Here is a 13,700-nt window from a genome sequence, read left to right as displayed (position 1 = left end):
TTAGAACGGGAGGCTGTCACCGGACGCACAGCATCCGACAGACACAGTAGGCACCCCGTATACCACTACCCATGCCGCTCGACTCCGCCGTCGTCCTCGCGGCCGGAGAGGGACGACGCCTCCGCCCACTCACGAGATACCGCCCGAAGCCGATGCTACCGGCTGCCAACCGCCCGATCCTCGAACACGTCCTCGACGCGCTGGTCGACGCCGGTATCGACGACATCCACGTGGTCGTCGGCTACAGGGGCGACCGGGTGCGCGACCACTTCGGACCCACGTACCGCGACCGCCCGCTCACGTACCACACCCAAAAGAAACAGCTCGGGAGCGGACACGCCCTGCTCCGTGCCCGAGACGCACTCAAGGGTGACTTCCTCGTGGTCAACGGGGACGAAATCGTCGGCAGCGACACCGTCCGCGCGGTCGTCGACGTGCACTCCCCGGCGGACACGTGCACGCTCGCGGTGGCCGAGTCCGACGACGCGCCGCTGTACGGTGCCGTTCGGCTCGAAGACTCGACCGTGACGGAACTAATCGAGAAGCCAGGGAGTGGTTCGTACCGTCTACTTAACGTAGGCGCGTACGCCTTCAGCCCCACCTTCCTTGCCACGATCGACGACGTTGAGCGTGAGGAGGGAGAACTGGCGCTTACCGACGGAATCTCGCGGGTGATGGAGCGCGGGGGCCACGTTCGGGGCGTCCGTACCGACGGAATGCACTCGGAGGTGACCTACCCGTGGGACCTGCTCGAACTCGCTGCAACACTGTTGTCGGTCGACGCGTCCAACGGCGTTGAGGTCTCTGACTCGGCGTCAGTTGCAGAGGGGGCCGCCCTCTATCCGCCGGTCGTGATCGGCGCCGACGCGGTCGTCGAACCCGGCGCTATCGTCGGGCCGGGAACCGCAGTTGGCCGGAACGCCACGATCGAGGCAGGGGCAGTCGTCCGTCGGTCGGTTGTCGACACCGATACGCGTGTGGGCATGAACGCGACGGTCGTCGACTCGATCACCGGTCAGTCGGTCCAGATCGGCGTTGGGGCAACCGCGCCGGGTGCTCCCGCGGATGTCCGGATCGGAAACCGGGTCCACGAGGGCGTGAATCTCGGCTGCGTGCTGGCCGACCGAGTTCGAATCGGCGGCGGGGCGACGGTCGCGCCCGGCGTCCTCGTTGGCCCGGGGGCCGACGTCGGTGCAGGAGTTACCCTCCGTGATAACGTCGACGAGGACGCGGAGGTTCGCGGCTGATGTGCGGGATCGTCGGTTGTGTCGGACACGGCGACGATACCCTCGACGTGCTGCTCGACGGACTGGAAACGTTGGAGTACCGCGGCTACGACTCTGCGGGCGTCGCGCTCGTCGGGGACAGTCTCATTGTGAAGAAGCGCGAGGGCCGGCTTGAGCGGCTCCGTGAGGCGATCGAAACCAGTGATCGTCCGGGCGGTACCCTCGGTATCGGCCACACGCGGTGGAGCACGCACGGCCCCCCCACGGACGCGAACGCACACCCACACACGGACGAGTCCGGACGGGTCGCGGTCGTCCACAACGGGATCATCGAGAACTACCAACCACTGCGTGACAAACTCGAGGCCGACGGCGTCACGTTCACCAGCGACACCGACACGGAGGTCGTGCCACACCTTATTGCCGCGTTCCTCCAAGACGGGCTCGACCCGGAGGCGGCGTTCCGACGCGCGCTCGACCGGATCGAGGGGAGCTACGCGATCGCTGCGGTCGTCGCCGGTGACGACCGGATCTACGCCGCGCGCAACGACTCACCGCTCGTGGTCGGTGTCGGTGACGGCAGGTTCTACCTCGGGAGCGACGTGCCGGCGTTCCTTGAGCACACTCGCGACGTCGTCTTCCTCGACGACGGGGACCTGGTCGTCGTCGACGCCGACGGCTGGCAGGTGACCGACGCGGACGGCGCACCCGCGGAGAAGGAGGTCACGACGGTGACGTGGAGCGCCGAACAGACCGGCAAGAGCGGGTACGACCACTATATGCTCAAGGAGATCCATGAGCAGCCGACGGCGCTCCGACAGGGGCTCAGCGGCCGGCTGGACGAACTCGCCGGCACAGTCTCCGTTGAGGAGTTGTCGGGGATCGAGGCCCCCGGAGCGGTCCAACTCGTCGCGTGCGGCACTTCCTATCACGCCGCGCTGTACGGCGTGGAACTGTTCCGCCAGGCCGGGATCCCCGCGCAGGCGTTCCTCGCGAGCGAGTATGCGACCGGACCCGCTCCGGTACTCGAGGACGGAATCGTCGTCGGAGTCACGCAGAGCGGCGAGACCGCGGACACGCTCTCGGCGTTGCGTGAGGCGCAGGCGCGAGGGATCGAGACGCTCGCGGTGACGAACGGCGTCGGGAGCACGGCCGCCCGCGAGTGCGACCACGCGCTGTTCATCCGGTCCGGCCCGGAGATCGGTGTCGCCGCGACGAAGACATTCTCCTCTCAGCTCATCGCGCTCAATCTCCTCGTCGAGACGCTCGCACCCGGGGACCGAGGAGACACCCGGACCCTCGTGAGCGCACTGCGCGACCTCCCGGGTGACATCCAAGAGGTACTCGACGAGACGGCCGCAGAGACGGTCGTCGAAGAGAACGCCGGCCGAGACGCCTTCTTCTTCATCGGAAGGGGGGAGAACTTCCCGGTTGCACTAGAGGGGGCACTGAAGTTCAAGGAGATCACTTATGAACACGCCGAGGGGTTCGCGGCGGGCGAGTTGAAACACGGACCGCTCGCGCTCGTCACCGACCGAACGCCCGTGTTCGCGGTCGTGACGGGCAACGACGAGCGCGCCCGCAAGACCATCGGGAACGTGAAGGAAGTCGAGGCTCGCGACGCGCCCGTGGTCGCGGTTACGGACGGCGCGTCCGACGTTGAGCGCTACGCCGACCACGTGTTGTCGATCCCCGAGACGCATCCACGGACCGCGCCGGTGCTCGCAAACGTCCAACTCCAGTTGGTCGCGTACCACATGGCCAACCAACTCGGTCGCGAAATCGACAAACCGCGGAACCTCGCGAAGAGCGTCACCGTGGAGTAGCCGACCAGGATCCACGTTCGGCGTCGTCGCTCCGGTTTCGTACTGCGTTACGACCGCCCGCGCTCGCACGTGCCTGTGAACGTACATACAGACGGTGCTTCTCGCCGCGGGCCAAGGAACCCAAATCCGGCCGCTGACCGACGGACGGCCGAAGCCGATACTCCCAGTCGCCGGCAAGCCGGTGGTCGCGCACACGGCCGTTGCGTCGGGTGTGTCCCAACTGGTGATCGTATTCGGGTACGAGGCGAGCGCGGTGCGGGAGTACTTCGGCGACCACTACCAGGGCGTCCCGGTCGAGTTCGCAGCGCAGACCGCCCAGCACGGGACCGCTGACGCGGTGCGGGCGGCCACTCTAGCGCTCGACGAAGGGCCGTTCGCCGTGCTCAATGGCGACGCGGTGTACGACCACGACTCGCTGTCGACGCTGTACGACACCGTACCGGCGGTCGGGTCGTTCGAGGTTGACAATCCTTGCGCGTGTGGCGTCCTCCACACCGACACGACAGGGTCCGGCACGTGGACCACGGGCGTCACCGAGAAGCCCGTCGACCCACCGTCGAACCTGATCTACGCGGGCGCGTACGCCTTCTCGGCTGCCACACAGGAGTGGCTCGCGGTCGAGGAGAGCGAACGCGGGGAGCTGGAGCTCACGGACGTCTTCTCGTGGCCGTGTCGCGAGCCGATGGTGCGCATGATTCCATCCGAGCGGTGGCTCGACGTGGGTCGCCCGTAGGAACTCCTCGCCGCCAACGAGTGGAAACTGGCCGACCTCAGCGCGCGCGTGGACGGCGAGGTGCACGAGGACGCCGACCTCCGCGGCACCGTCGTCGTCGAGGAGGGAGCGACGGTCGACGCCGGCGTCGTGATCGAGGGGCCGGTACTCGTCAGTTCGGGGGCCACCGTCGGACCGAACGCGTACGTGCGCGGCGCGACACTGATCGGACCCGGCGCCTCGGTCGGCCACGCCGTCGAGGTGAAGAACAGCGTCCTCATGGCCGACGCGACCGTCGGTCACCTCCCCTACGTCGGCGACAGCGTGCTCGATCGCGACGTGAACTCCGGCGCGGGGACGACTGTCGCGACCCTCCGACACGACGACGAGCCCGTTCGGACGCTCGTGGAGGGCGAGGCCGTCTCGACGGGCCGGCGGAAGTACGGTGTCGTCTGCGGGGACGGCGGCAAGACGGGGATCCAGACGAGCCTGAACGCCGGGGTAAACTCCCGACGGGCGTTCGAATCGCTCCCCCGAGTGGATCCTGCACGAGAGCCCAAGCCGCGGCGACAACTGACGCGCACGGTCGGGAATCACGACTCGCCGCGACTCCGACTCCCACAAAGTACTTATTCTCGATTTCGATGAGCGGCCCCCTACCCCCCGATATCGGGTGCGTCAAGCGTTCACACGCCCGACGAGTTACCACAAGACATTTATAAGCACCGCTGTTGGTACCCGTTGTACCCCTACCCATGGTGACAGCAGCAAGTACCCCTCGCCGAGTCCGCCTCGCGGGCGTTCTGGAGCAGGCTCGGGAGAACGGTGTCGTCGCCGCTTGCAGTGCGACTCAGACAAACCATGACAGACTATAACGACAAGATCCGCGCCCTGATCCTGGCGGCGCTGATGGTGTTCTCCGTCTTCGCGGGCACCGTCGCGTTCACCGGGACAGCGGCTGCGGCTGTTTCAGGCGTTACCGGCAATAGTGCCGATGACGTCGTCGTCGGGCAAGGCTCGGCGACACAGACAGTATCGTTCAACGTGACTGTAGACGGAAGTACTGCTTCGGAGTCGGTCACGATTGACCTCTCCAGCGCTGCTAGCGCTGGTGTGACTCCGTCCGTCTCGTCGGTCAGCGTGGCTGACGACGGCGGCTCCGGTATCACCGCCTCTGACGGCGGGATTTCCTCCGGAACTCACACTGTCAACCTTGCGGGCGCCGACACCGGCAGCTCGACTGAGGTTGAGGTTGAGGTTGTCTACAGTCACGACACGACTGGTGTCACCGCATCGTCGGGCGTTTCCTTCCCGATCGCGGCGGGTGGCACTGGTAGTGGCAGTGGCTCCGTGTCGTTCGACCTGGTCAACCCGACCGACGGGACGGCCATCAGCGTGGACGACATCAACCGGACGGACGGCCAGACGCAGCTGCTCGGTAGCAGCAACGACCTGGAAGTCCGGACCGGTGGCAACGACCAGGCCTTCGTCTACTTCAACGTCACCTCGCTCACCGACGAGGGTGTCGACGAGGGCGGTCTGAGCGCCGGTACGGTCTCCGTTACCGACACTGCGGACTCGGCCGGCTCCACGAGCACCTTCTCGTCCAACAGTGGCGTGACGGTGTTCTACTTCAGCGTTACCGACGGTGACGACGACGGTATCGTCACTGTCGACACCGCGAGCATCACCGGCGTCAACGCTGGTAGTGCGAGCGAGGCGTCCAGCCTCACCTACGACTACGCTGCGACGGTCGGTTCCTCGCCCAGCAGCGACTTCGACTCCTCGAACGGCAACGCGCCGGGTTCGAGCGACCAGCAGACCGGCTCCTTCGCGATCGCGTCGGACGCCGGCTCCCCGAACCCCTCGGGTGACGACACGAACTTCGACAACGGCGGCATCGTCTTCGTTGGCCAAACGGCCTCCTACGACGCTGCCGACGCTGACGATAACTCCGCCGACGGCGGATACCAGCTCTTCGAGCGCGAAGACTCGGATACGGGTACGCCGGTTCGCTCCCTGAGCGTTGATAGCAACGGGTTCGTCAACGTCAGTACGTCCGGCCTCGACACTGGCACGACGTACTACATCTCGAACAACAACGAACCGACTACCCCGTCCAACGCGGACATCCGGTTCACGCTCCGCGCGATGGACTTCTCGGCTGACTTCGCCGAGGACACCGTCGACAACACGGGCGAGACCGAGGTCGACCTCGAACTCGCCTCCACGAACCGCCAGAGCGACTTCAACGTCACCGTTGAGTCCGACGACCTCGACGACGAGGAACTCGTCCAGATCTTCTCCGAGTTCGGCGCCTTCGACGCTGACGTCGACGCCGACGGCGAGACCGACGACGAGGACGGTGTCGAGCTCACCGTCGACAACGGTGAGCAGGAGCTCCTGACCGACTTCGCCGACATCGATGGTGGCGAGTACAACTTCACCTTCTCGGTGACCGACACCGACGCCGAGGCTGACGCGTCGATCACGGTCAACGACGTTGGTGAGGGTGAACTCGACCTCCAGAACAGCACCACGACCGTCACCCAGGGTGGCGTCGCGCTCATCACGGTTGAGCTGAGCGACGCTGCGACCTCGGGCACGCTCGTCATCGGTGACGAGGCTGAGGACGGTTACCAGGCGAACGTCTCCATCGTCGACGACGACGACGACGGTGAGGTCACCGTCGCCTTCAACACCTACCGCGCCGGTAACGGCTCGCTGGGTTCGCCTGTCGCGCTCGCTGGCGACAGTGCGGGCGAGGACAGCCTCACCTTCGACGAGCAGGACGACCAGACCAACCTGACCAACCTGCTCGACTCCGGTGACTACATCGTCTCCGTGAGTACCTCGAACGCTTCGAACACCCTCGACAGCCCGGACAACGTCGGCACGCTCGTGCTGACGGAGCCCGAGGCGCCCAACCAGGTTCTCTGGCGCACGAGTGGCGCCGTCCTGGAGGACGTCGAGGACGCTGACGACGAGGACCGCGCTGCGGCCATCGTCAGCGCCGTCGAGAACGAGCAGGTCACGCAGACCGACACGCTCGCTGTCGACCCCGACGGGACCAACAGCGACGTGCTGGTTCACCAGCTCTCCGCCGCGTCCGTGACCGGCATCCTCGGCAACAACGCCGAGTCCGGTGACGTGACGGCTGAGTTCGCTGCCGCGGTGCAGGAGAACAACACGTTCGGTGACGCCAAGATCAACGCCGTGTTCACCGAGCAGGATCCGGGTGCGAACCAGGATCCCGCCACGCTCGACCTTGCTGACGCGCTTAACAGCAACACGGGCGTTGAGAACGCGCTGACCGTCATCTACGACGGCCAGGGCACGTACTACATCTTCGTCGAGTACGACCAGATCCCGAGCGCGGCCGTGACGGACGGTCCGTTCGAGGCTGGTGACGACATCGACGTCGACATCTCCGCGCAGGACGACCGTCTGCTGGGCCTCGATGACGACCTCACCGAGGACGAGCAGGACGAGGCGTACCTGACGACGTCGGCGAACTTCTCGGTCGAGGAGGCCGAGGGTAGCTTCGACCTGAACGACGACGACCTCGTGGCCACGACGGCCTCCGAGGACGCGCAGATCACGGGTACGACGAACGTCGCGCCCGGGACCGAGTTCACCGTGCGTGTGCAGTCGACCGGCGACACGCAGCCGCGGTTCTTCAACTCCCAGACCGTGACCGTCCAGGCGGACGGCACGTTCAACGCTTCGTTCGACCTGAGCGAGCAGTCGACCGGTGACGAGTTCACCGCGAGTGTTCGCCAGGCCGCCTTCACGCTGAGTGAGGACGGCGTCATTGTCGACTCCACTGGCACGACGACGGAGCCGCCGGAGACGACGGAGCCGCCGGAGGAGACGACGGAGCCGCCGGAGACGACGGAGCCGCCGGAGGAGACGACCGAGCCGCCGGCTGAGACGACGGAGCCCATGGAAACCACCGAGGAGCCCACGGAGACCTCCACGTCGACGCCCGGCTTCGGCGCTGTCCTCGCAGTCATCGCCCTGATCGGCGCTGCGCTGCTGGCAGTCCGTCGCGACAACTAAGCACCACGACTGACCGGGCGTAACCCGGTCGCTTTCCGCTTCACGCGGACCCTTTCTTTCGACGCGCCACACCCGCCAGCGGCGGCGCCGTCGCCCGGACGGCAGCGCACGCGTTCGCTGCACACATCGCCCACCGCCCGTTCTCGCGGTCTCGCCCCGTTCGAGGACGCACGAGACGACAAGGGCTTTACCCGCCAGCGCCGTTTCCCGAACGAATGGCGAGCATCTACACCGACCTGCTGGGGTGGGTGGTGATCGCGACGTTCCTCGCGGCCGCCGGCGTCGAGTACCTCCACCGGCGCCGCGGCGCCGACGGGCGCCTCGCGGCGGTCGGTCGTCGGCTGGACGGGCCGGCGGTCGCGCCCGAGCGCGTCCTCGCGGTCGCCGGCTGGGGGCTGTTCGCGCTGTTCTGGCTCCTCCTGTTCCCGCACTTCGCGTTCACCCAGCAGAGCTACGTCGAGGGGGTGCTCTCGCTGGCGGCGGTGCCGGCGTGTCTGTACGCCGGCTGGCTGCTGTGGGGCGGGCGCGACTCGCTGTACGTCCTCTCGCGGGCGGTCGCCGCGATGGGTGTCGTCTACTTCCCGTTCGAGACGGTCGAGCCGCTCAAGCGCACCCTCATCCTCGTCGTCACCGGGCAGACCGGCTGGCTGATGGCGCGGTTCGGCTACGAGCCGGCGCTGACCGAGGGGCCGATCCTCGGCTACCAGAACGCGTACGTGTTCACGACGCCGGAGGGACACCGGCTCCTGTTCGAGATCGTCCTCGCGTGCACCGGCCTCGGCAGCATGGCGATCTTCGTCGGGCTGATCGCCGCGGTCCGGGCGCCCTTGGGGCGGAAGCTCCGCGGGCTCGCGGTCTCCATCCCGATCATCTGGCTGTTGAACGTGCTGCGTACGACGTTCATCGGGATCACCTTCGGCAACCAGTACCTCCAGCTGTTCGTCGACGAGGTGCTGTTCCTGTTCGGGTCGTCGGACCCGTACATGGTGTCGTTCTTCCTCTCGGACCGGGTGATCTCACAGGTGCTGGCGGTCGTCGCGCTCGTCGGCATCACCTACCTCGTAGTGCGCCAACTCCCCGAACTCGTCACCGTCATCGAGGACGTCCTCTACATGGTCACGAAGGAGGAGTACGACCTGCTGGAGTCGCTGGACCTGCCGCGCGACCCCGTCCACACCGACGGCGGGCGCCCCGGCAGCGAGTAAGCCGCCCCTGACGCGGGCGCTCGGTCAGTCGACGGCGGGCAGAACCGCCCGCGGACAGCCCGCCAACTCGGCGAGCGCCTCCGCCTCGAGGTGGTGCAACTCGCCCGGGACCACGAGCATGTGGAGCGGGTCGCCGAAGTCGCGCTCGCCCAGCGCCGCGAGCGTGTCGGCGGCGACGACCGGGTCGGGACTGCCGGCGCGGGCGACCGCGACGCCGACGGCCTCGGGATCCCAGTCGCGTGCCAGCGCGGCGGCGGCGTGGTCGGCGGTCATGTACTCGTCGGGCTCCCCAGCCGCGGGCCCGGCGGGGGAGGAGCCGGCGACCTTGATGTCGAGGTACACGAGCGTGTGGAGGCCGCGCTCGCGGTTCGCCTCGATCCCGTCGATCACGCTCCGCGGCGTGCCGTCGGCGCCGTGGGCGTACTCGAACGGGAGCGTGACGGCCTTGCCGAAGCGGTAGTTCTGCAGCCCCGTCAGCGAGGAGGCGGCCGACTGGGCGGTGACGCCGTGGATCACCCGGGTGTCGATGCCGCGCTCGGCGGCGCGCACCCGGAGGTCGACGTGGGTGGTCGAGATCATCGTGTCCCCCGCGGTGCAGAAGGCCACGTCGCCCTCGGCGGCGGCCTCGAGGACCGGCTCGGGGTCACGCTCGACGCCCGCGCGGTCGCGGACCTCGACGTCGACGCCGTGGTGGGTTTCGAGCGCCTCGACGGTGGTGCCGGCGAGGCGGCTGGTGTAGAACTCCGCGAACACCCGGTCGGCCGCCCGGAGCGCGTCGCGCCCCTCGACGGTGACCGACCGTTCGTCCCACAGGCCGAGGCCGACGAATGTGAGCATGGGCGCGTCGTCGCGGCGGGCGTGCTTCGGGGTTTCGTTCCGCGTCGGCCGACGACACGCCCGACCCCCCGGCCCGCTCGTCCCCGACACGGTCCCGCCCGGCGCGCGGCGTGCTCGCCGGCGGAGCCGACACTCCGACGGCCGGACGGCGGCGACACGCTCGCCTTACCGATCGACGGGCGCGCCCGGGCGTGGTCCGGTCGCCCCGGACGGGGCGATTTCGCGTCGCTCCGGTAAGGACGGATTTGGGCCGGCCCCGCCGTGACGGGTGGTGTCGCTAACTAAACAGGTACGCGGCGTCGGTTCGAACCGCAATGATCGTCGAAACCGGACAGACAGTCGTCCTGCAGACCGGAATCGCGGAGTTCTTCAACCAGACGGTCGGGGGCCTGATCACGTTCCTGCCGCGCCTCGCGGGCGCCGTCGTGATCCTCCTGATCGGGTGGCTCGTGGGCATCGGCGTCGCGCGCGTCGTCAGGGTGCTCGCCGACCGAGTCCAGGTGGACCGGGCGGTGTTGGCGACGCCGCTCGGGAGCATCCTCGGCGGGACCGAAGCGGCGGTGTCGAAGGCGTTCGGCACCATCGGCAAGTGGTTCGTGTACGCCGTCGCGATCCTCGCGGCCGCGGACGTCCTCGCCATCCCGCTGTTGTCGGAGTGGATCCAGACCGCCGTGTCGTACCTGCCGGCGTTCGTCGCGGGCCTGCTGGTGATCGTGCTCGGCTTCGTCGTCGCGGACTTCATCGGCGACGCGATCACCCGGACGGAGGCGGCGACCGAGAACGCCTACACCTCGTGGTTCGCCACCGGCGTCCGCCTGTTCCTCTACTTCACCGTCGTCGTGATCGGCCTCTCGACGATGGGCGTCGACACGGGCATCCTCACGGTGTTCGCGCAGGCCATCGCGTGGGGCCTCGCGGCCGCCATCGCCATCGGCGTCGGCGTCGCGGTCGGGTGGGGCGGCCACACCTACGTGCAGGACAACATCGCCCGCTGGGCGCGCCGCGCGTCCTCGGCCACCCCGCGCCCGCGCAACGAGCGCATGGAGGGCGAAGGGACGCCCGCGGCCGACGACGACTGAGACCGCTCGCCGCGTTCCCGCGGCCGCGAGTCGGCGGTCGCCGTCGCGACCGTCTGGCGACGCCCCCGACACTCGGGGTTCGGTCCCGCGCCCGGGCCCCCGCCGCGAGGTTATCCCCGGCGTCGGGCGACGAACGGTCGCCCTACGCGCCGCGGCGACTCGTATAACAATACCCGCGGAGGCCCTCGGAGGGACCTACCGATGACTCTCGACGACGGCTCCGCGCTCGTGCTCGACGCCGGCGGCCAGGCCGGCCTCTCGCTCGTCCGGTCGCTCGGCCGCAAAGGCGTCGCCGTCACCGCCGGCAGCACCGAGCGGTTCTCGCTCGGACGCCTGTCGCGCCACAGCACCGGCGGCTATCGGTACCCCGAGCCGGAGGCCGACGGCCGGCGGTTCCTCGACCACCTCGTCGAGTACCTGGAGACGCACGACCGCTCGGTGGTGTTCCCGACCCGCGACTCCACCTCCGCGCTGTGTGCGCGACACAAGCCCGAACTGGAGGCGACGGGGACGACGGTCGCCGTCGAGGACTGGGACACCTTCGAGCGGGCCTACGACAAGGGGGCGCTGTTCGAGCTCGCGGCGACGCTCCCGGTCGACACACCGACGACGGTCGCGCCCACGTCGCCCGCGGCGGTGGCCGACCTCGCCGACGAGGTGCCGTACCCGGCGGTGGTGAAACCCCGGAGCAAGACGCTGTGGGACGACGACGGCCGCTGTCACGTCACGCTGGTCGACGACGCCCACTACGTCGCGTCGCCCGAGGAGCTCGTCCCCGCCTACGAGGCGCTGCTGGCGCGCAACCCGGCGCTGGAGCGGGAGGCGCACTACCCGCTGGTCCAGGAGTACGTCCCGGGGACGACCACGACGACGGTGGTGTTGGCCGACGCCGGCGAGGTGCTGCTCCACTTCCAGGAGGAGCGCGTCCGCACGTACCCGGACTCCGGCGGCTCCTCGACGCTCCTGCGGCCGCTGCGCGACGACGACATGCTGGCGGCCGCCGAGACGGTGATCGGGGCCCTGGAGTGGACCGGCCCGGCGATGGTCGAGTTCATGCGCCGCCCCGACGGCTCACACGCGCTCATCGAGGTGAACGGCCGCTACTGGGGGTCGGTGCCGTTCGCCATCCAGAGCGGCGTCGACGTGCCGTGGCAACACTACCGGCTGCTGCGCGGGCTCGACGTCGACGCGACCGACTACACCCGGCCCGTGCCGCTGTTCCATCGCCTGCTGTACGGCGACCTCAAGTGGCTCGCCGAGCAGGTGCGCGCGGGCAACCCCGCCGCCGTCGCGACGGTCGCGTGGACCTGCCTCGTCGCGAAGCAGGCGTTCGTCTCCACGGAGGACCCCGTGCCGACGCTGGCGGCGGTCGCGGAGGGGCAGGATGGCGCGCGCGCGGCCGCACGGGTCGGGCGCCGGGTGGCCGGCGACACGTCGGCGTCGGTGAGCACGCGGCTGTTCGGCGAGTCCATCGGCGCGCGGACGCGGTGAACCGGGCCGGCACCACGCCCACAGCGTCGGCGGCGACGCGGCCGCCGTGGCGGCCTCACCGACGGTCGCGCTCGAGGGCCCTCAGCGACGCGATCCGCTCGGCCGTCGGCGGATGCGTCCGGAAGAGCCACCGCTCCAGCGCGTGCAGTCGCTTCCGCAGCCACCAGTAGGACGGCTCCCTGTCGCCGTCGGGGCCGAGCATCACCTTCCGTAGCTCCGCGGGTTCCAGCGGCAGGATCGACAGCGACGACACGCCCGACGCCGCCCGCAGGTCGCGCCCCGGCGTCGCCGCGATGTCCCGGTCCAGCCGTTCGAGCGCGCTCGCGAGCGCCGCCGGCGATCCGGTCACCTCGGCCGCGACGCGGTCGGCGGCGCGTTCCCGCACGCGCGACAGGCGGGCGGTGATCGCCCGCCCGACGGTCCACACGACCGTCGAGACCACCCCGAGCAGGAACGGGACGACGAGGGTCGTGTCCGACCCCTCGGCGGCCGCGACGCGCGACCGGAGCCCCTCGGCGAGGACGACGGGGAGCGAGACGACCGTCATCACCATCGCGTCCCGGTTCGCCACGTGGGCGAGTTCGTGTGCGACCACGGCCTCCACCTCCGCGGGGTCGTCGAGCGCGTCGAGCGTCCCGCGCGACACGACGAGGTGGACGGTGCTCGGTCGGAACCCGACCGCGAGCGCCTCGGGGGCTCGCCGTTCGGAGACCGCGACCGTCGGGACCGGGACGTCGAGTTGCGTCGCCACGCGCGTCACGAGGCCGTACAGCTCCGGTTCGGTCTCCCGACGCACGCGCTCGGCGTCGGCGACGCGTTCGATCGTCTCGATCTGTCGGTACTCGAGGTACCCGACGAGCAGGAGGGTCACGGCGGCGGCCACCGCCGCGACGGACGCCGCGTGGCCGACGCCGACGACCGACAACACCCCGTAGAACACGAGCCAGACCCCGGCGAGCAGCCCGACGGTGGCGACCGCCAGCCCGAGTAGGGCCGCGGCCATCCCGACGAGGAGCGAGGCGTCTTTGGAGGGCACGTCGTGTCGGTTCGGAGACGGCTGTATAAGGGTTGCCGCTGCGGCTCACGGCCGCGCGACCGACGGTGTGGCGACGCCGCGACTACCGGTGTGACCGTATTCCCGCGAGAACGGAGGGCGGAGAGAGCCGGTGGAGGGATTTGAACCCTCGGCCTATTCCTTACGAAGGAATCGCTCTGCCAGCTGAGCTACACCGGCGCGTGCGATCAGTCGTACTGCCATGACG

8 protein-coding genes, 1 tRNA gene and 1 pseudogene are annotated in these 13,700 nt (G+C 69.1%); 7 read left to right on the top strand and 3 right to left on the bottom strand.

The genetic code is table 11. The annotated features are described in order from the left end of the window. Positions 1–71: 71 nt before the first annotated feature. The 5 genes and pseudogenes from P0R35_RS10690 (at position 72) to artA (ending at position 9,031) form a co-directional block, all read left to right on the top strand. On the top strand, positions 72–1,247 hold the full coding sequence (locus P0R35_RS10690; protein ID WP_284012458.1) for a sugar phosphate nucleotidyltransferase: 1,176 nt from the start codon (positions 72–74) through the stop codon (positions 1,245–1,247). Continuing rightward, entirely contained in the window at positions 1,247–3,052 is a 1,806-nt protein-coding gene (glmS, locus tag P0R35_RS10685) for a glutamine--fructose-6-phosphate transaminase (isomerizing) (RefSeq protein WP_284012457.1), read from the top strand. Before P0R35_RS10690 ends, glmS begins: the two co-directional genes overlap by 1 nt. 85 nt (positions 3,053–3,137) lie before the next feature. After that, a pseudogene (gene glmU, locus P0R35_RS10680) lies at positions 3,138–4,297 on the top strand (bifunctional sugar-1-phosphate nucleotidylyltransferase/acetyltransferase); the annotation flags it as partial. 328 nt (positions 4,298–4,625) lie between these two features. Further along, positions 4,626–7,826, top strand: coding sequence for a BGTF surface domain-containing protein (locus P0R35_RS10675; RefSeq protein WP_284012456.1), 3,201 nt, complete (start codon positions 4,626–4,628; stop codon positions 7,824–7,826). 215 nt (positions 7,827–8,041) lie between these two features. Further along, positions 8,042–9,031, top strand: coding sequence for an archaeosortase A (artA, locus tag P0R35_RS10670; RefSeq protein ID WP_284012455.1), 990 nt, complete (start codon positions 8,042–8,044; stop codon positions 9,029–9,031). A gap of 24 nt (positions 9,032–9,055) precedes the next feature. On the opposite strand, the gene dph5 is transcribed toward artA, so the two are convergent. Next, a complete protein-coding gene (gene dph5 / locus P0R35_RS10665) occupies positions 9,056–9,868 on the bottom strand; it encodes a diphthine synthase (RefSeq protein WP_284012454.1) in 813 nt (270 codons plus the stop codon). A 314-nt stretch (positions 9,869–10,182) separates the two neighbouring features. Between dph5 and P0R35_RS10660 the strand changes: the two genes are divergently transcribed. Both P0R35_RS10660 and P0R35_RS10655 read left to right on the top strand, forming a co-directional pair. After that, entirely contained in the window at positions 10,183–10,947 is a 765-nt protein-coding gene (locus P0R35_RS10660; RefSeq protein WP_284012453.1) for a mechanosensitive ion channel family protein, read from the top strand. Positions 10,948–11,148: 201 nt separating this feature from the next. Beyond that, a complete protein-coding gene (locus P0R35_RS10655; protein WP_284012452.1) occupies positions 11,149–12,438 on the top strand; it encodes a carboxylate--amine ligase in 1,290 nt (429 codons plus the stop codon). Positions 12,439–12,493: 55 nt separating this feature from the next. Here the strand turns inward: P0R35_RS10655 and P0R35_RS10650 are convergent, their stop codons facing one another. Both P0R35_RS10650 and P0R35_RS10645 read right to left on the bottom strand, forming a co-directional pair. After that, positions 12,494–13,441: a M48 family metalloprotease gene (locus tag P0R35_RS10650; protein ID WP_345782771.1), complete on the bottom strand. Its 948-nt coding sequence runs from the start codon at positions 13,439–13,441 to the stop codon at positions 12,494–12,496. Positions 13,442–13,599: 158 nt separating this feature from the next. Next, positions 13,600–13,672, bottom strand: a tRNA-Thr gene (locus tag P0R35_RS10645). Positions 13,673–13,700 lie beyond the last annotated feature (28 nt).

Origin of the sequence: Halobaculum litoreum, assembly GCF_030127125.1 — an archaeon.
GTDB classification, from domain to species: domain Archaea; phylum Halobacteriota; class Halobacteria; order Halobacteriales; family Haloferacaceae; genus Halobaculum; species Halobaculum litoreum.
This window is presented reverse-complemented; position numbering and strand designations above follow the sequence as displayed.